16 protein-coding genes, 1 tRNA gene and 1 other RNA gene are annotated in these 17,338 nt (G+C 66.8%); 7 read left to right on the top strand and 11 right to left on the bottom strand.

The genetic code is table 11. The features are described from left to right. Positions 1-8: 8 nt before the first annotated feature. From H0P51_RS26850 to H0P51_RS26840, 3 genes are all read right to left on the bottom strand, one after another. Positions 9-716 (bottom strand): cutinase family protein, encoded by a 708-nt coding sequence (locus tag H0P51_RS26850; RefSeq protein ID WP_281373822.1) that lies wholly within the window; start codon positions 714-716, stop codon positions 9-11. A gap of 284 nt (positions 717-1,000) precedes the next feature. Further along, positions 1,001-1,174, bottom strand: a complete 174-nt coding sequence (locus H0P51_RS26845; RefSeq protein WP_180915810.1) for a CsbD family protein — start codon at positions 1,172-1,174, stop codon at positions 1,001-1,003. 56 nt (positions 1,175-1,230) lie between these two features. After that, positions 1,231-1,428: a CsbD family protein gene (locus H0P51_RS26840; protein ID WP_246398239.1), complete on the bottom strand. Its 198-nt coding sequence runs from the start codon at positions 1,426-1,428 to the stop codon at positions 1,231-1,233. Positions 1,429-1,483: 55 nt separating this feature from the next. Between H0P51_RS26840 and H0P51_RS29045 the strand changes: the two genes are divergently transcribed. After that, positions 1,484-1,606: a hypothetical protein gene (locus H0P51_RS29045; RefSeq protein ID WP_281373821.1), complete on the top strand. Its 123-nt coding sequence runs from the start codon at positions 1,484-1,486 to the stop codon at positions 1,604-1,606. On the opposite strand, the gene H0P51_RS26835 is transcribed toward H0P51_RS29045, so the two are convergent. From H0P51_RS26835 to H0P51_RS26810, 6 genes are all read right to left on the bottom strand, one after another. Continuing rightward, on the bottom strand, positions 1,603-2,661 hold the full coding sequence (locus H0P51_RS26835) for an NAD(P)H-dependent amine dehydrogenase family protein (protein ID WP_180915809.1): 1,059 nt from the start codon (positions 2,659-2,661) through the stop codon (positions 1,603-1,605). The genes H0P51_RS29045 and H0P51_RS26835 overlap by 4 nt on opposite strands. 28 nt (positions 2,662-2,689) lie before the next feature. Continuing rightward, complete coding sequence (locus tag H0P51_RS26830) at positions 2,690-3,784, bottom strand: hypothetical protein (protein ID WP_180915808.1); 1,095 nt, start codon at positions 3,782-3,784, stop codon at positions 2,690-2,692. Then, complete coding sequence (locus tag H0P51_RS26825; protein ID WP_180915807.1) at positions 3,781-5,100, bottom strand: hypothetical protein; 1,320 nt, start codon at positions 5,098-5,100, stop codon at positions 3,781-3,783. The genes H0P51_RS26830 and H0P51_RS26825 overlap by 4 nt, the downstream gene beginning before the upstream one ends. 17 nt (positions 5,101-5,117) lie before the next feature. Further along, complete coding sequence (locus H0P51_RS26820) at positions 5,118-6,470, bottom strand: CHAT domain-containing protein (RefSeq protein WP_180915806.1); 1,353 nt, start codon at positions 6,468-6,470, stop codon at positions 5,118-5,120. Next, positions 6,467-8,188: a hypothetical protein gene (locus tag H0P51_RS26815; RefSeq protein ID WP_180915805.1), complete on the bottom strand. Its 1,722-nt coding sequence runs from the start codon at positions 8,186-8,188 to the stop codon at positions 6,467-6,469. Before H0P51_RS26815 ends, H0P51_RS26820 begins: the two co-directional genes overlap by 4 nt. Before the next feature lie 65 nt (positions 8,189-8,253). After that, complete coding sequence (locus tag H0P51_RS26810) at positions 8,254-8,742, bottom strand: lipoprotein LpqH (protein ID WP_180915804.1); 489 nt, start codon at positions 8,740-8,742, stop codon at positions 8,254-8,256. Positions 8,743-8,836: 94 nt separating this feature from the next. On the opposite strand from H0P51_RS26810, the gene H0P51_RS26805 reads away from it, so the two are divergent. Further along, positions 8,837-9,205, top strand: coding sequence for a hypothetical protein (locus H0P51_RS26805; protein WP_180915803.1), 369 nt, complete (start codon positions 8,837-8,839; stop codon positions 9,203-9,205). A gap of 18 nt (positions 9,206-9,223) precedes the next feature. Further along, on the top strand, positions 9,224-9,970 hold the full coding sequence (locus tag H0P51_RS26800; RefSeq protein ID WP_180915802.1) for an enoyl-CoA hydratase/isomerase family protein: 747 nt from the start codon (positions 9,224-9,226) through the stop codon (positions 9,968-9,970). Positions 9,971-9,974: 4 nt separating this feature from the next. On the opposite strand, the gene lucA is transcribed toward H0P51_RS26800, so the two are convergent. Then, entirely contained in the window at positions 9,975-10,880 is a 906-nt protein-coding gene (lucA, locus tag H0P51_RS26795) for a lipid uptake coordinator LucA (RefSeq protein ID WP_180915801.1), read from the bottom strand. 79 nt (positions 10,881-10,959) lie between these two features. Further along, positions 10,960-11,048 (bottom strand) — tRNA-Ser (locus H0P51_RS26790). Between the two features lie 91 nt (positions 11,049-11,139). Here H0P51_RS26790 and ffs point away from each other — a divergent pair. From ffs to H0P51_RS26770, 4 genes are all read left to right on the top strand, one after another. Then, positions 11,140-11,234: signal recognition particle sRNA small type (gene ffs, locus H0P51_RS26785), an RNA gene on the top strand. A gap of 44 nt (positions 11,235-11,278) precedes the next feature. Beyond that, entirely contained in the window at positions 11,279-12,577 is a 1,299-nt protein-coding gene (locus tag H0P51_RS26780) for an aspartate aminotransferase type Ic (RefSeq protein WP_180915800.1), read from the top strand. A 336-nt stretch (positions 12,578-12,913) separates the two neighbouring features. Then, a complete protein-coding gene (locus H0P51_RS29040) occupies positions 12,914-14,968 on the top strand; it encodes a PE domain-containing protein (protein WP_180915799.1) in 2,055 nt (684 codons plus the stop codon). 280 nt (positions 14,969-15,248) lie between these two features. Then, on the top strand, positions 15,249-17,330 hold the full coding sequence (locus H0P51_RS26770; protein ID WP_180915798.1) for a PE-PGRS family protein: 2,082 nt from the start codon (positions 15,249-15,251) through the stop codon (positions 17,328-17,330). Positions 17,331-17,338: the final 8 nt, after the last annotated feature.

Here is a 17,338-nt window from a genome sequence, read left to right as displayed (position 1 = left end):
ACCAGCGCCTAGAGGTGGGCACTCGCGAAATCCGCTGCCTGCCCGGTCATTCCGTTGACGGCATACAACGTGTGTGCAAGAGTCGGGGTGGTGCCGCCGCCGGCGCAGATCGTGTCGCCGTCGGCACACAACTCAAGGGTCTTGGCTTGGTACGCCGGCCCGATGGCGATCTGTGGTGCGCCGTATTGACTGAGGAATTCCGGGGAGGGTGTGCCGAACAACGTCACGGCAGCAACATGATTCGCGATCTGAGGTGCGAGCGGCTGGGGTACGGCGGAAGGCGGCACCCCCGGTGGTACGGCGGCCGAGGTAACGTAGCCGGCCAAGGCGGCGCCCTGGGAGTATCCGCCCAGAATCTCCTTGGTGTTGGGGCAATTGGCGGCCATCGACTGGATGTGATTGCCCGCGTCGCGAATTCCGTCGATCACCGATGAGGCGAATTGCGGGCTGGCGAAGTCGGTGCTGGCCGGATAGTTGACCGGGTATACCCCCAGTGAGCGCCCACCGATTTCAGCGCGCAGCGCGTCGACGAACGGCCCGCCGACGTTGCCTAGACCTGGTGGTTCGCCGCTGCCGCGTGCGAAAACCACCTCAACATCGGGGCATGGGGCCGCGTTGGCCTCCGGAGCCGGCTCGAACAACAGCGCAAACGCGCCTATCACCGCGGCGATACCGAGGACAACCGCGATCCGGCGAATCGGTGCGGAGCCATCCATGTGCGCGACCTCTTCCCTGCTTGGATCAACTACGAGTAGCCGCAACGCCGTCTCCTCAACCAGGGCTGACCCGCAAAGATCGGGTAACCGCCGCCGCTCGACTCGGTCTTGACTTAGTCGGAAACCTTGATGAGCCACGGATCCGCTTTGGGCGCAATGTATCTGGCAACAAACTGTCCCGCGCGAGAACGACCGCATTTGGTGCTCGCGCGGGACACTTCTGGTGGTACGGCGCACCGGGTTGACGCGACGCAGCGGCATACGCGAACCCAGGCCGGCACGGACTATTTCTTGAAAGCGTCCTTGATCTTCTCGCCCGCGTCTTTCAGGCTCGCCTTGGCCTGATCAACGCGACCTTCGTTCTCGGTGTCGCGGTCACCGGTAGCCTTGCCGACCGCCTCCTTGGCGCGACCGCCTAGGTCTTCGATCTTGTTCTTGACTTTGTCTTCGCCGCTCATCTTGCTCCTTGTGGTCACGTTCGTTGACTCAGACCGAATACCCGATCATGAGCGCATCAAAAACGCCGCGGCCGCCGCCGCAACGAGCGCGCAACACGGTTGCCGGCATCTTTGGCGTTCGCTTTGACCTGATCGACTCTGCCTTCGAATTCGGTGCGCCTGTTGCCGGTGAGTCGGCCGATCGTCTCCTTCGCTCTGCCGCCCCAATACTGCGCCGTGTTGCTAAACCGGTTTCCAGCCATGTTCTGCTGCATACCCGCACGCTGATAGCTTCATTCAGGTGAGGGCAACGTAGCCTCGGCCGGTGCGATGAGCGGCGCAACTCTTCCGGTTGCCGGCGACGGCCTGCCGCGCAAGGTGCCGGCCTTAGGTGCCACCTACCCCAAGCCTGTGCAGCGAAAAGCTTTGTCGGGCGGCGCCGCTGACGTCTAGCCCGTTGGCACCGTCCCGCGGGGAAGGGTGAGCGGCAGGTCCGCGTAGGTGGCGATACCGGGTGCGGCGGCGACCACGGCCGGGATCGCGTTGATCGCCGGCATGGCCGTCATGATGTGCCCCAGCGCCATGAACTCGGCGAGCGTGGTGGCCTGGAAATAGGGCGGCGGCAAAAACCCGACCTTCGTGGTCACCGTCGGTTGGCCGTCGACCTGGATGACCCAGCCGTCGCCGTCGATCTTCCAATCCGGCTCCAGGGTCTGTCCCTTGCGCCACCGCACGTTGAGGTCGACCACGGTGTTGCCACCGACAATGCCCTGCCAGCTGATGTACACGCCCGCAACGCATCCCGCCTCGATGGTCCAAGATGCCATGGCGAGGTCTTCGGTGGTTTGCGCGAATTCGGCTACGCATCGCACCTCGTCGAGCTCGACTCCGAGTGCGTCGGCGACCAGCCGCACCGCCTCGCCAAAGATGGCCGTCCCCTTCTCGGCCATCTGCGGCAGCTCGGGGTTGTCGATCGGCTGACCGAACCCGACCGGTTTCTCCGTGTCTGGTGAGTCATAGAACGTGGTGTCGGCGGCCTCGTTGACGGTGACCTTGTCGACCCTGTTGCACACCATCGCCGACACTATGGCCAGCAGCTCGGCGAAGCCCGGGCTCACCCCCGACCCGAAAATGGTCGAACCCGCCTTCTCGCAGGCCTCGAGGATGCGGTCGCGGCCGGCGCCGAGGTTGTGTCCGGTGATGAACGAGGCCGTCGTCACCACGTTCACTCCCGCCGAGAGGATCTGGACCAGCTCGTCGACATCGATCCACATCGGGTTGTAGACCACGCAGTCAGGTTTGAGTGCCAGTAGTTCGTCGACGTCGTTGGTGGCGGTCACGCCGAGTGGCCCGATGCCGACCAGTTCGCCGGCGTCGCGGCCGGCCTTATCCGGGGACCAGGCGTAGCACCCCACCAGCTCGAACTGGGGATTGGTGGCCAGCGACTGTAACGAGCTCTTGCCGACGTTTCCGGTGGTCCATTGCACGACGCGATATTTGTTGGGCACTCGCTCAGCATAGGCAAGAGCCCCGCGCTCAGTAAGTGGATTCGGCCGCCAGAATCTCGGCCAGGAACGCATCCTGCGGTGGTTGGTCCAACCGTGTCCGAACCCACTGGCGAATTTGGTCCCGGATCTCCCGAGCCTCGCTGACACCGGCGCCGACCACGACGGACGTCGGCGGCCAGTCGTGATTCCAAGCGTCCGACTCCAGCAATGCACGCCCTTGCGCGTCGACGAGCGCGACCACGGCCCCGCCCCGAGCGTCCAATGCAGCGGTGCCCGCGACGTCGCCGGACTGCACCCGCACCGCGATATCGGTGGCCGGATGCGGACCGATGACGGCGGCGCGCACCACGGCGATCACTGTCGGGCCGGACACCGCTACGCGCCACTCGACGGTGTCCTCGGCCGCGTCGAAGATTCCCGGCGGCACCGCAGCCCAGTTGATCGACGCGACACCCCGACCGATCGCCGCGGTCCCCGGAGCGGCATCGGAGCCCGCGGCCAGCGCGTAGTCGTCCTGGCGTCCTGACGGCACGGCCGGTGCATTGGCCGAATTATCCAGCGCTGCCGACAGTTCCGGCCAGCCGCTGCCGTCCACACCAATCTCGTCGGCCAACTCGGCGCTCGCCCGTACCAACTCGCGTACCCGGCGGTCGCTGGTACCCAGGTGGGCGGTCAATGCCGCCGCGTGCGGTGCCAGCAACGCGGCCGCGTCCGAATCCAGGGTGTCGTCGGAGAAAAAGGCCTGCGCTGCGGCGGTCAGCAGCGCCACCTCGACGTCGAGCAGCGCCGCATCGAGACCTGGGATGCCGTCGCGCCGGCTGGCTGGCCACCAGCGCCGCAGCCAGTGGCCGATCGCCAGCCTGCGTAGCGCCGCCAACGATCCCGGCACGATGGCAACGTCGGGCAGGTCCGTGGTCCCAGCGGCGGCCGACAGGATCGCGAGATGCCCGTCGGCGCCCACGACGCGCCACAGCCAGTCCGCCCGCGCTGGGTCGGTGAGCGAAACCTGGACGGCGTCCGCGGCATCTGGCGGGTCTGTCACCACCCAAAACAACGCGGCGCCAGCGACTTCCAATCCTGCGATCAGGGGCGCGGGCTGCTCGGGGTCATTGACCAGTCTCATCCGGCCGCCTGCAATTCCAGCATCGACTTGATGCGCTGCCGATGGTCCAGGCTCACCGATCGGGCCACTCCGTCCAGCAGCGCACGGACGTCGTCGAGATCGTCGCAGGGCTCCTGCCAGACGTCCCGGCCATGCAGACGCGCCCATAATCGGTTCAGGTAGGGCTGTGCGAATGCAGCCAATTCATCGACAACCTGTCGTTGACGTGGATGGATCGGTTCACCGTCGGCGAGGTATCGCCGTGCGTGCAGCACGTAGGCCTCCTTGCGCAGCCGCGCCTGGATCTGGGCGGCCAGCGCGTAGCGGCTGGTGAGCGAACGGTCCAGGGGCGCAAGGTCGACGGCCACCTCGATGCCGGCCACCAGTGTGGCCTGCTTGTCCTCGCCGAGCAAACCCCATGGCGCACAAGCTCGGTCGACCTCCTCGGCGCACAGCAGCGGGATGTCGGGCAGGGAGTCGCGGTTCAAGGCGCGTCGCAGCGTGGCCCGCACCCGGTCCAGCACCGACCGGTCCAGCGGCCGATCGCCATCAGAGACCCCCGTGATCTTCGGGGCACGTTGCGGTGCAACCGAACTCAGGCCCAATTGGACTATTGACCAGGGCAGCGCGGCGTCCCGCTCCCTGGCCAGCGCACCCAGGTTGTAGGGGGCGGTGTCGACGATCATCGCCGACCAGACCCGCTGGCGTGCGGTGACCGCGTTGTGTCCGCGCGCCGGTCCCAGCACGGTGCTCAGCTCGGCGAGGAACGCTTCGAGCGTTACGCCGTCGGCCCGCACATCCCGCCAGGTGCGTTCCAGCTGCACCGCCAGCCCGGCCTCCACTTCGGTGTCGGCGATGTAGTCGTTGAGCACCTCGACCGCGGTGCGGTCGCGGTCTTGGTGAATCTTCCTCAACACCTCGGCGGCGGACTGGTGATCATGCGGCGTGGGCGGGCCTTTGGTGACCGCGAGCTCGAAACAAACCGGAAAATACAACTCTTGAGCGTTGCCGCTGCGGATCCGCAACCGGCGGCGCTCGACCTTGAGCAGCTCGAACCAGGCTGCGGCACAGCGCAAGTTGTCGGCGTTACCGACGATCAACTCGGACATGGCAGCTGCCGTGCTGGCCGCACAGACGGGAGCCGAATACTGCGGGTTCGAGCGCAGGCGCAGCACCAATGGGTCGATGATGCGTTTGACGGTCCGGGTCAGCGGGCCACCGTCGTCGCTGCTCAGCACCTCGACTCCGGGACCGATCGCGCGCCATGCCTGCTCGATCACCGCGCGACGGGGGTGCCCCGCACCGGCGGCGGCCGGTAGCTGAGGATCGGCGCTCATGAACACAGGATATTGAGTCACCGCGCGCCATCCACGGCGAACGTCACCAACGCACCCCAGAACAGCGGACTGGCTGTGACATCGCCGTCCCGCCAGCGCCGCATTTGGGCACGTTGCCATCGGTTCACGGCGCGCCCGGCCTCGTCCTGTTGGTGCGCGCTGTCCACGGCTGTCACCGACTCCGCCAGTGGATCAACGGAATCCTCTGCAGCAGGGCCGAATTGCCGAAAGGCCGCGGCGGTGGGCAGCGACCATAGCGTGGCCGTCACCAATTGCGCCCCACCGAGAATCATCGCGGCCACCAGTCCCGTCGCCTCGTCGAACTGATAGTCGCCACCGGATGCGCAGGCCAACAGCGCCACCCGCGGTGGTATCGGCATTCGTGCAGCCATCAGGTCCGAGGCCGTCAAGGGCCGGTGGTCACCGATCGACGCGGCGTCCCCGGGCATCGCCGCTGAACACGCCAAGTGCAGCGCGGCCCGATCGGCGCCCCCCACCTCGCTGTCGGCGGAGCTGGCGTGGCCGGCATACAGGATGCGGCTCGGTTGCTGCGCAAGCATTTCCGTCAACCAACGGCGGTCGGCGTCTTGCCGGCGAAACAGCTCGACGGCGGTGCCGACCCGCGGCAGCACGGCTCGGCGGCGCATCATGTCGCCGTAATAGCGTGCCAGCGGAGTCTGGTCCGATGGCCTGCCCAGCACCGAACCTAGTGCTGAGTCCGGCCGCTGCCCCGGTACCCGCGGATCCAGGACCAGCAGCGGTGGGTTGTCCCGGTTCGACTCCCAGGCGCGCGGCGTACGCGGTGCGTGCACAATGTGCTGCGGCACCGACAGCAGGATGTCGGCTAATTCCATCAACCGGTAGCCCTCTGTGTGCGCGTGGATGTCGGCCAGCTGCCAGGGAATCCGGGCGGCCGCCCGGCCGGCGCTGGTGATTGCCCCCTGCCGGGCACGGACCAGCTCCTCAGCGGTGGGACCGGAGTTCGGGACGGCGAGCTGCCCCCACGGCACTTTGGCCAACCGGGTGCAGGGCGAGACGAACAAGGTCGGTCGTTGTCCAGCCGATCGGGTCAGGCACTGCGACAGCAGGTGCCAGCCGACTGCACCGATTAACAGCACACCCAGGATGTAGGCGACGGTGAGCTCGGCGTCCTGTGTCGCCAACGGGCCCCGGGTCAGCGCACGTTCGATCGCGTCGCGGCGGCTCTCGGCATCGATGGGCTCTGGCAGCGCATCGGTCATTTCCTGCAAGGCCGCCAACAGAATTGGCTCCTCGACCACCCAGGTGACGGGTGGCTGACCGACGACACGCAAGCTGGCGTAGGTGGCGATCCCGACATCGGCGTAGCGCAGGATCAGCGTCTCGGTCATGGCCAGCTGCACCACGCCGGTTCGGCGGCCGTTACCTGACGGCCGTATCGCTGTTGCGCCAGTGCTCGATAGCTGCTCAGGATGGGTGCTGCCCCGGGTTGCATCTGCAGCGGCGGCAGTGGCCCCAGCCGGGTCAGGGGGCCTGTGTCCGGTAACGCCGTTGCCGCCGCGCCGGATTCGTCTGCGGTGTCGGCGAAGGCCGGTGCCGCTGCGGTTGACTCCCATTCGGCGGTCGCAACAGGGTGCGGTTGGTCGGTCAAAGTTCCTCGAGCGCTGTGATATTCAATCAGTTCGGCGACCAGTTCGATATTCTCCCACTCCCACGCGACGGCGAACGCACCGGCCAGCACCGGCGCTGAAATACGCTGCGCCCAAGACGATCGCGCGTTCGGGTGGGCGATCGAGTAGCGGACCGAGTCGACGGCCAGCGCCGCGGGAACCTTGAGGTTGGCGGCCCGCTCGAGCTTGGCCATCGCTCGCCGGTGCTCAGCGGTGCCAGTCTCGCCGTGGAGTAACCCCAGCGCGGCGGCCTGGCGTACCGCCGTCTCCCGCAGTGTCTCGCCGGGATTACCGGATCCGTCGAAGCCGAGATCAGCTAGTGCATCTGCCCGCCACACCGTCCCAAGGTGATTGTCCAGCAGCGCGTATTGCAACCAGCTGCTGCGCGGCGAGGAGTCCAGTAACTCCCGGGCCTGTGCGATCAACTCGACCGCGGCTGCGAAGCGGCCCCGGAAAATGCTGATCCAGCTGCGCTGCAACAGGATGCGATGCAGATGCAGCGGCTTGCCCAGCTCGCGCCAGTGCCGCTCGGCGTGCTCCCAGCACTCGTCGGCGGCCTGCAGCGCACCGTGGGCGAATCGGGTCAGGCCCAGGTAAAGCCAGCAGCGCGACACCTCGTGAGCCCGGGCAGACCGGGCGATCACCGGGTAGGCTTCCGACACCAGCCGTTCGGTGGCAGCCTGCTCGCCCAGGGTCCAGCTGACCGCGGCGCGCTCCAATTGTGCTCGGGCACTGTCGAGTTCCCAGCCGTTGGCCTGCGCTCGGGCACCGGCACGGCGTAGCCACGGCTCGGCATCGGCCAGTCGCCCGGTCTCGACGCAGAACCGGCCGTAGGCGGTGGCCGCCAAAACCCAGAGATGCTGGGCGTATTCGGAGCCACCGCGCCCGGCCTGCAACGTGTCGAGTACCTGCTCCCACAGCGGGACGGATCGCGGATGCAAATCGTCGTCACACAGCGCGATTGCGCACAATGTGCGGGCCTGAAACAGAAGCTGATGGTGTTCGTCGGCGAGATCCACATCGCTGTAATCGGAGTCGTCTAGCTCCGCCAGCGTGGCTGCGGCGCTGTCGTGATCGCCCAGCGTGGCGGCCAAGCCGATCTGAAGAAGCCGTGCCCGTCGGGAATAGCGCAGCACCATGTGCGCGATCGCGGAATCCGACATGTGCACCAGGGCGGCCGCATCCGGCCGGGTGCCGGCCAGGATCTCGCGGTAGATCGCCAGCGGTTCTTGAATGCGCCGAATACATTCGCGCACTCCATCATTCGTGCCTCGAACCAGATAGATTTCACCGAGCTGGGCGAACACTTCGAGTAGCAGATCGTCGCGATCCTCCTGCTCGATGCGCGGCATCAGCGACAGAAGCAGATCGCGTGCCGAGTTTTCGTCGCCGGCGCACGCCAAGTGTCGTGCTCGCTCGAGCTCGTCGCGGATCGACACGGCTGCATCATAAGTCCGGCGCGACGGACATCCGGTGGATGCCCGCCGCGCCGAAGCGTTCCTCATCAGCCACACGTAACCTTGATGCTGAAGTCCTTGGTGATCATGCCCGCCATCGGGTTTTTCAGGTCCGCGCCCTGTGCCTGGCCCGTGATGGTGTAGGTCTTACCCTCCACCGTGACCTTGGCCGATCCGACCTTGCTGCCCATGTTGTCGGCCACCGACAACGCATTGCCGTCCACGATCAGGGCCAGCGAGTCGACCGTGGGCGGGTTCGCGTCGGTCATCACCACTGCCAACGCCTGTTGCTGACCGTTGGTGGATCCGCTGCCGATGTTGATCTTCCCGCCCTGCTTAACACAGGTCACCGACGACGGGTTGACGCCAGCCAGGTCGGTGCCGCCCACTTTGATCTCGGTTGCGCCGCCCCCGGCGGAGACACTTGACGCCGGACCGTTGGACGCGGGGCTGGCCGTGTGGCCGCCGCTGGAGCACCCCACCAACACGGTCGCGCAACCAAGTGTGGCAATCGCAGCCGCCATAACACGTTTCATCGAACTTCCTTCCGTCATGCGCCGCCCCGTTGGCGTCGTCATGGCGGAAGTACAGATCACTGCGCCGGCTACCGATCCCAATTATGGTGGCGACATGCCAAGTGTGAAGTGGCTGGACCAGCCCGAGGACCACGACTTTCCGGCCGCGGCCAGCTACCTTGCGCTGCTGGCGGACATGCACACTGTCAACGACGTGGCGGAGCGACTGCGGGCCGCCGGCATCGTGCATAAGAAGGCCAAGGACATTCTGCGGGCGGCAGGGTTGCGGCTGCTGCGCGAGGACAACCCACACGTCGCCGCGGATCTCTCGAAGATCAGGAAGGGCCAACCGCTTTCGCCGATCCTGCTGGTGCGCGGCGATTACACGAAAGGTGTCCCGCTGCAGATCGCCGATGGTTACCACCGGGTCTGTGCGAGCTACCACACGGACGAGAACACCGACATCCCCGTGATCCTCGTCTAGCCAGTTCTGATGTAGTGAGTGACTGTGATCGAAATCGACGCTGTAGGGGCTGTGCACGTATTGACGTTGTCAGCCGGACGGGTGAACGCGCTGGATGTTGAGGTCCTCGGTGAGCTGACCGGTGTCATTCGGGAACAGGAACGGGCAGGTGGTGGGGCATTGGTGATCACCGGCGCCGGTCGGGTGTTTTCCGCCGGGGTCGATCTGAACCCCGTCATCATGGGCGGTGCCGCCTATACGGATCGGCTGGTACCCGCGCTCTCAGAGCTGTTCGACGCGGTGTTCAGCTATCCCGGACCGACGGTCGCTGCCATCAACGGCGCGGCGATAGCCGGTGGTTGCGTACTAGCCTGCGCGTGCGACTGGCGTCTGGCCACCCCCAACGCTCAGATCGGCGCGGCCGAGGTGCGGGTTGGGGTTGCCTTCCCGGTCGCCGCGCTGGAGGTGATGCGCTACGCCTGCGGTGATCATGCCGAGGAAGTCCTGCTCAGCGGACGAAGCTACGTCGGTGACGAAGCGGTTGTGCGGGGACTCATCCACCAGGTGGTGCCGCAAGACCTGCTCGATGTTGCCGTTGCCGCGGCGTCAGATCTGGCAACGATCCCGGCAGTGGCGTATCGCCACACGAAGGCTCAGCTGCGTGCTCCCGCGCTGACGCGCATCCACGCGGGTGTCGACACAGACCGTGAAGTCCGCCAGATTTGGGGCGCGGCTAAAACTCAGCAGGGTATCGCCGACTATGTCGAGCGGCTACGGCGGCGATGAGGCGCTATTCCTCGACCGCGACACCACCCCGGGTACGCCTGCGACGGTGCGAGGTCTTGCCGGTCGGACGACGGTTGCGCAGCCGCGGTTGCGCAGCGGTCTCGGGCAGCGGCGCCTCGACGGTTTCCGCCGCGGCCTCGGACTCCTCGTCGGGGACCGGCGCCGCCTCGGGCGGCTCGTCCTTCTCTGGGCCGGCGCTGACCGGGCTGTCCGCCTCGACCGTCTCGCCTTCGCTCTCGACGGTCTCATCGGTCTTCGCCTCGACGGTCTCGGCTTCGGTGACCTCCTCGGCCGAGTCTTCCTCGGGCTCGGCGGCCGCGTCGTCCGCGGTCGCGACACTCTCGTCGTCGTGTTCTTTTTCGTCTTTTTCTTCGTCTTCGTCGTCGTCAGCGTCGTGATCGTCGGACCCGCCGACCGCAGCGCGCTTCTTCCCGCGCAGCCTGCGCTTCTTTTCCTTCTTCGGCTTGATCGGCTTCGGGGGAGGCGGCGGGAGCTCGGCGATGAACGACAGGTAGAACGCGAAGAAACCCAGGACCGCAATCGCCGCGGCGGCACCGTAGATCGCGAACAACCACTGGCCGGCTTTGTCGAGGCTCACCCAGTTTTCACTGATCGCGGTGCCCACGATCAGGACTCCGGCGGCCACGTGTGCCACGATCGACCAGGTTCTGATCGTGAGCGCGAGTTGCGGCGTGCCGAGTTCGGGCTTGCGGGTACGCAGCAGAGTGAATACCACCGGCAAAGCGGCCAGGCCGATCAGCACGCCGGTGACGATCCGGAGTGCCATCCCCAGGCCTGGACCCGTGTCGCCCAGTAGTTCGGGCCACCGGGGCAGGACGAAAAAGTAGTAGAGGACGCCGGCGCCGATCGTGAACGACGCGTGCCACAGCATGGCGACTTTGCGCCCCATACCCCTCCTCAGGCTGGTTTGCTCCGCCCCCGGAAGTCGACCGGGATCGTTGTTGTCCCTGGTCGCACGGGGGACCGTTTGGCGGAGGATGCGGGATTTGAACCCGCGAGGGCTGTTAACCCAACCCGCGTTCCAGGCGAGCGCCATAGGCCACTAGGCGAATCCTCCGTGGTCATGGTAGCGGCTGAACGGAGTCGGGTGTTCCTTGGACCTGACTCGGCCGTCGCCGAGTCGCCCAACCGCAGGTATTACACTCGCCGGTGGACCCCGCGCGGCGTCTATCCTGTGAACTCCCCCAGGGCCGGAAGGCAGCAAGGGTCAATGGGCTCTGTCGGGTGCGCGGGGTCCCCTCTTTGAGATCACGTCTAATTGCGTTTTGACGGCGAAAGGGCCGCATGGTGTCGTTGGAGTCCCTCAGCCCTGACGAATTGGCCGGGGTGCATGCCCGGCACCAACAGGAGTACGCGGCGCTGCAGGCCAAGAAGCTGTCCCTTGATCTCACCCGCGGAAAACCGTCGCCCGAGCAACTCGACCTGTCCAACCAGCTGCTGAGCCTGCCCGGCGACAGTTTCAAGGACCCGGAGGGCACCGACACCCGCAACTACGGCGGCCTGCACGGCCTGCCCGGCCTGCGAGCGATCTTTGCCGAGCTATTGGGCCTGCCGGTGCAGAACCTGATCGCCGGCAACAACGCCAGCCTGGAATTTATGCACGACGTCGTTGTCTTCTCGATGCTCCACGGCGGCGTCGACTCACCGCGGCCTTGGATAGCGGAACCAGGTGGCGTCAAATTCCTGTGCCCGGTCCCCGGCTACGACCGGCACTTCGCCATCACCGAGACGCTGGGCATCGAGATGATCCCGATCCCGATGTTCGAGGACGGTCCGGACGTCGGGCTGATCGAAGAGCTGGTCGCCGCCGACCCGGCGATCAAGGGCATGTGGACGGTTCCGGTCTTTGGCAACCCCACCGGCATCACGTACTCCTGGGAGACGGTGCGTCGGCTGGTGCAGATGCAGACGGCGGCGTCCGACTTCCGGCTGTTCTGGGACAACGCCTACGCGGTGCACACCCTGACTCGAGAGTTCATCCGTCAGGTCGACGTGCTGGGGCTGGCCAGCAAAGCCGGCAACCCCAATAGGCCCTACATCTTCGCGTCCACCTCGAAGATCACCTTCGCCGGCGCGGGTGTGAGCTTCTTCGGTGGATCGCTGGGCAACATCGCCTGGTACCTGCAGTACGCGGGAAAGAAATCGATTGGCCCGGACAAGGTCAACCAGTTGAGACATTTGCGCTTCTTCGGCGACGCCGACGGGGTCCGGCTGCACATGCAGCGACACCAGCAGATCCTGGCGCCCAAGTTCGCGCTGGTCGCCGAGATTCTGCAACAACGGCTAGGGGAGTCCAAGATCGCCTCCTGGACCGATCCCAAGGGCGGCTATTTCGTCAGCCTCGACGTCATGCCGGGTACGGCGCGCCGCACCGTTGCGCTGGCAAAGGACGCCGGCATCGCGGTTACTGAAGCGGGAGCATCCTTCCCGTACCGCAAAGATCCGGAGGACAAAAATATCCGGATCGCACCGTCGTTCCCGTCGCTGCCAGATCTGAGCGACGCCGTCAACGGTCTGTCGACTTGCGCGCTGCTGGCCGCCACCGAGTTGATGCTTGGCACGCAAACCCGCGCGTCGGCGCGGTAATCCCCCGCGGCCCGTGCTGGCCGCTGCGCTCTGGCCGATCCCGATGATCGCCCGGTCTCTGTCTTTGTGTTTGCTGTCTGATCCCACGACGTGACCGCTGACCGACCGCGTGCGGTTCCTCCGATTGGGGGGCACCAGATCCCCCTATAGGTGGGAATTTGCCGACCGCACAAGGCTTTTAGTGTGTAACCGCGGTGTGCGGCGGGGGGCTGCGTTAACTTCAGTCATCGCTTTTTCTGGACGCTGACCGACGTCGAAACTTGGTGTCGGGACTGCGGCTAACGGTTGCTAGGGTGCCGCAGTTTGGTGCCATGGGGTGATGGTCAGGAGGCCTTCGTGTCGTCGCATGTCATTGCTGCTCCGGAAGCGTTGGAGACGGCGTCGGCGAAGTTGTCCGGCGTCGGATCGGCCGTCAGGTCGGCAGCAGCGGCAGCCGCGCCGGCCACGGTGGGGTTGGTGCCGGCGGCTGCCGACGAGGTGTCGGTGGCGGTTTCGAACTTTTTCAGCAATTTCGCTCACGAGTTTCAGAGGCTGGGCGCGCAGGTGGGGTTGTCGCATGAACGCTTCGTGAGCTCAATGTCAGCAAGCGCGGCGGCGTATGCCAGCGCCGAGGCGGCCAACGTGGCACCGCTGCAAACCGTATTGGACGTGATCAACGCGCCAACGATGGTGTTGTTCGGGCGTCCCTTGATCGGTGACGGGGCCAACGGGGAGGCCGGCACCGGCCGGGCCGGTGGGGACGGCGGCTTCCTATTGGGCAACGGCGGCGCCGGTGGTTCAGGAGCCGCCGGGCAAGCTGGCGGCAAGGGCGGATCGGCGGGGCTACTGGGCCGCGGCGGCGCCGGGGGAGCCGGAGGGGACGGAGTCAACGGGGGTACCGGGGGAGCCGGCGGGGCTGGCGGAGCCGGCGGCTGGTGGGCTGGTCGCGGGGGTGCCGGAGGTGTCGGTGGGATCGGTGCGGACAGCGCGGCCGGTGTCGGCGGTGCGGGCGGGGCTGGCGGAGCCGGCGGCGTTGGGCGGGCGGTGTTCTGGGGACCCGGTGGCGCTGGCGGAGCCGGCGGCGATGGTGGCGCGAGTTTGGCGCCCGCCCTCACCGGTGAGGGCGGTTTCACCGGCGGTGCCGGTGGGCGCGGTGGTGTCGGCGGAGCCAGTTGGGGGCTCTTCGGTGTTGGCGGTTCCGGCGGGGCAGGCGGAGACGGCGGGTTGGGGGGCGTCGGTGCAACTGGCTCCGCCAGTGCGACCTGGGGCGTGGCGGGCGGTACCGGAGGAATCGGGGGCTCCGGCGGCGCTGCCGGTCTCGGTGGCGCCGGTGGCTCAGCCGGGCTCTTCGGGTCGGGCTTTCTGGGAATCACGGGGCACGCGGGTGTGGCCGGTATTGGCGGCGCCGGCGGCGCCGGAGGCACCGGCGGGCAAGGTGGCGCCGCAACTGCCGGCTTCAACGCTCCCGGCGCCGCTGGCGGCACCGGCAGCGCCGCCGTCGGCCAGGCCGGCGGGGCCGGTGGCATCGGCGGGACCGGCGGGTCCGGTGGCACGGTAACCACCATTTCCGGCCTCAACTCTCCATACGGGGTGGCGGTCAACCCGGGCGGCTACGTCTACGTCACCAACCCCAATGGCGCAACGGTGTCGGTGATCGATCCGAAGACCAACACCGTCATCGACAACATCGCGGTCGCAAACCCCACGGGTATCGCGGTCAACCCGGGCGGCAATTTGTACGTCGCCAACTCCAACAGCAACTCGGTCGCGGTGATCGACCCGTCCACTAACACTGTCACCGGCGGCATCGGGGTCGGTGCCTACCCTTCTGGCGTCGCGGTCAACCCGGGCGGCGACATCTATGTCAGCAACGTCGACGGTGACTCGGTGTCGGTGATCAATCCCGTCACCAACACCTACACCGGCTCAGTCCATGTCGGCGGCGCCCCCTACGGGGTGGCCGTGAACCCGGGCGGCAACGTGTACGTCACCAACTACGGCAGTGACACGGTATCGGTGATCAATCCGGCCACCAACACCGTCGTCGGGTCGCCTATCGGCGTCGGTGACGGCCCCTACGGAGTTGCAGTCAACCCCGGAGGCAATGTCTACGTCACCAACAGCGGGAGCGGCACGGTATCGGTGATCGATCCCACCAGCAACACCGTCACGGGCACCGTCAATGTCGGCAATTCCCCGTACGGGGTGGCGGTCAGTCCTGGCAGTGACTACGTCTTCGTCGCCAACCGCCTCGCCGACGGCACGGTATCGGTGATCAACCCGACTACCAACAACGTCACCGCCACCATCCCGGTTGGTTCGGCGCCGTACGGGGTCGCCGTCGACCCGGTCACCGGAGCCGTCTACGTCACCAACTTCAACAGCGGCACAGTGTCGGTGATCAGCGCGTGATAAAAAAGTTTGCTGAAAACGGTTCGGAGCGTCCTGCCGGTCCCCGTGGGTTCCGATCGCCCGCCCGTCCGCATCGGTGTGGACTCCTGCCGATCGAGGAGAGTAATTCTGTTTTTACACAAAGTATTTCACTTATCGTACAGGGTGTGGCGGAGTGCGGATTTCACCCTGTGCCGATGCTGCAGCTGCGACTCCGGCAGGTGCAGAGTGCGCAGCGTACTGCGCAGCACACGGTTGCTGTTGTTGCCAAGTGTCATCGGGCGATGGTTGGGAGTTGTTGATGTCATCATTCTTGGTTGTCGATACGGATGTGCTGGCTGCGGCGTCAGCGGATGCCGCCCAGATCGGCTCGGCAGTTAGGTCGGCGGCTGTGTCGGCGGCACCGGCCACGGTCCGGGTGTTGCCGGCAGCTGCCGACGAGGTGTCGGCGGCGGTGTCGAGTTGGTTCAGCGAATTCGGGCAGGAGTTCCAGACCCTGGGTGCACAGGTGGGCCTGGCGCACGAACGGTTTGTGCAAGCGCTGAACGCGAGCGCGGGCGCGTATGCGGGTGCCGAGGCGGCCAGCGTGGCGCCGCTGCAGACATTGTTGAACGTGGTCAATGCCCCGACGGAGCTGTTGTTCGGACGACCGTTGATCGGCAACGGGGCCGACGGCGCCGCGGGCACCGGTCAGGCCGGTGGCGACGGCGGATTCTTGTGGGGCAACGGCGGTGCCGGCGGTTCGGGGGCGGCCGGGCAAGCCGGAGGTAAGGGCGGATCCGCGGGCCTGCTCGGCCGTGGCGGGGCCGGTGGAGCTGGGGGCAACGCGGTCAACGGTGGCGCGGGCGGTGCTGGCGGGGCAGGTGGTGCCGGCGGTTGGTGGGCCGGTCGCGGCGGGGCCGGCGGCATGGGTGGCATCGGTGCGGACAGTACGACCGGTGCCGGGGGTGCCGGTGGCGCTGGCGGTGCCGGGGGTGTTGGCCGGGCGCTGTTCTGGGGGCCCGGCGGGAACGGCGGGATGGGCGGCGACGCCGGCGACAGCCTGACAGTGGCCCCTTCGGGTGTCGGCAACGCAGAGGCCGGTGCTGTCGGATATGCCGGGGGTGCCGGCGGCCGGGGCGGGGCCGGCGGCGCTAGTTGGGGTCTGTTCAGCGTCGGCGGTGCTGGCGGCGCCGGCGGCGACGGGGGATTAGGCGGCACCGGCGGAACCGGCGCGGTGAGTACCAGCTGGGGACTGGCTGGCGGGGCTGGTGGGACCGGCGGTGCCGGTGGTAACGGTGGGCTCGGTGGTGCCGGTGGCTCGGCCGGGCTCTTCGGAACGGGTTTCCTTGGGACTAGTGGGCATGGCGGTGTGGACGGGCTCGGTGGCGCCGGCGGGCACGGCGGCGCTGGCGCTCAAGGCGGGGCCGCTACTGCCGGCTTCAACGCACCGGGCACTGCCGGCGGAACCGGCAGTGCTGCCGTTGGTCGCGTGGGCGGTATCGGGGGTATCGGCGGGACCGGTGGCTCCGGAGGCACTGTGACCACGCTTAGCGGCGGCAGCACTCCGTACGGGGTGGCGGTCGGCCCTGATGGCTACCTCTACGTCACCAATATCAACACCGACTCGGTGGCGGTCATCAATCCCGTTACCAACACCATCGTTGCCACCATCGCTGTCGGTGACCAGCCCTACGGAGTGGCAGTCAACCCCGGCGGCGACGTCTATGTGACCAACTGGGGTAGCGGGACGGTGTCGGTGATCGATCCAACCACGAACACGGTCACGGGTTCATCGATCCCGGTCGGTACCAATCCCCTTGGCGTGGCGGTCAACCCCGGTGGCGATGTTTACGTCACCAACGTCGGCAGCGGCTACGTATTGGCGATCGATCCATCCACCAACACGGTCACCGGATCCCCCACCGTCGTCCTGGGTGATCCTTACGGCGTTGCGACCAACGGGGGCGGGAACGTATACGTCACCAGCAATGCCAATGACACCGTGTCGGTGATCGACCCCGCCACCAACACCGTCACCGGGTCACCCATTTCCGTGGGCGGCAATCCGCGCGGTATAGCGGTGGGACCCGGCGGCAACGTGTACGTCGCCAACGCCGGCAGCGACACCGTGTCAGTGATCGACCCGACCACCAACACCGTCACCAGCAACGTCGCGGTGGGAGACGCACCCTTCGCGGTCGCGGTGAATCAAACCAACGGCTATGTGTTCGTCGCTAATTCCTTCGACGGCACGGTGTCGGTGATCAACCCCAGCACCAATACCGTTACCGCCACCATCGGAGTGGGCTCGGCACCTTACGGCGTCGCGGTCGACTCGGCGACCGGCGCGGTGTACGTCACCAACTTCAGTAGCGGCACTGTGTCGATGATCAGCGCCTAATCAGGACC

The sequence above is a fragment of the Mycobacterium vicinigordonae genome, assembly GCF_013466425.1.
GTDB classification, from domain to species: Bacteria; Actinomycetota; Actinomycetes; order Mycobacteriales; family Mycobacteriaceae; genus Mycobacterium; species Mycobacterium vicinigordonae.
This window is presented reverse-complemented; position numbering and strand designations above follow the sequence as displayed.

Coding starts and splice junctions, on each gene's coding strand:
- H0P51_RS26850 (WP_281373822.1), bottom strand. CDS start 716: ATGGATGGCTCCGCACCGATTCGCCGGATCGCGGTTGTCCTCGGTATC.
- H0P51_RS26810 (WP_180915804.1), bottom strand. CDS start 8,742: ATGAAACGTGTTATGGCGGCTGCGATTGCCACACTTGGTTGCGCGACC.
- H0P51_RS26820 (WP_180915806.1), bottom strand. CDS start 6,470: ATGACCGAGACGCTGATCCTGCGCTACGCCGATGTCGGGATCGCCACC.
- lucA (WP_180915801.1), bottom strand. CDS start 10,880: ATGGGGCGCAAAGTCGCCATGCTGTGGCACGCGTCGTTCACGATCGGC.
- H0P51_RS26840 (WP_246398239.1), bottom strand. CDS start 1,428: ATGCAGCAGAACATGGCTGGAAACCGGTTTAGCAACACGGCGCAGTAT.
- H0P51_RS26770 (WP_180915798.1), top strand. CDS start 15,249: ATGTCATCATTCTTGGTTGTCGATACGGATGTGCTGGCTGCGGCGTCA.
- H0P51_RS26805 (WP_180915803.1), top strand. CDS start 8,837: ATGCCAAGTGTGAAGTGGCTGGACCAGCCCGAGGACCACGACTTTCCG.
- H0P51_RS26825 (WP_180915807.1), bottom strand. CDS start 5,100: ATGAGCGCCGATCCTCAGCTACCGGCCGCCGCCGGTGCGGGGCACCCC.
- H0P51_RS26845 (WP_180915810.1), bottom strand. CDS start 1,174: ATGAGCGGCGAAGACAAAGTCAAGAACAAGATCGAAGACCTAGGCGGT.
- H0P51_RS29045 (WP_281373821.1), top strand. CDS start 1,484: ATGAGCGGCGCAACTCTTCCGGTTGCCGGCGACGGCCTGCCGCGCAAG.
- H0P51_RS26830 (WP_180915808.1), bottom strand. CDS start 3,784: ATGAGACTGGTCAATGACCCCGAGCAGCCCGCGCCCCTGATCGCAGGA.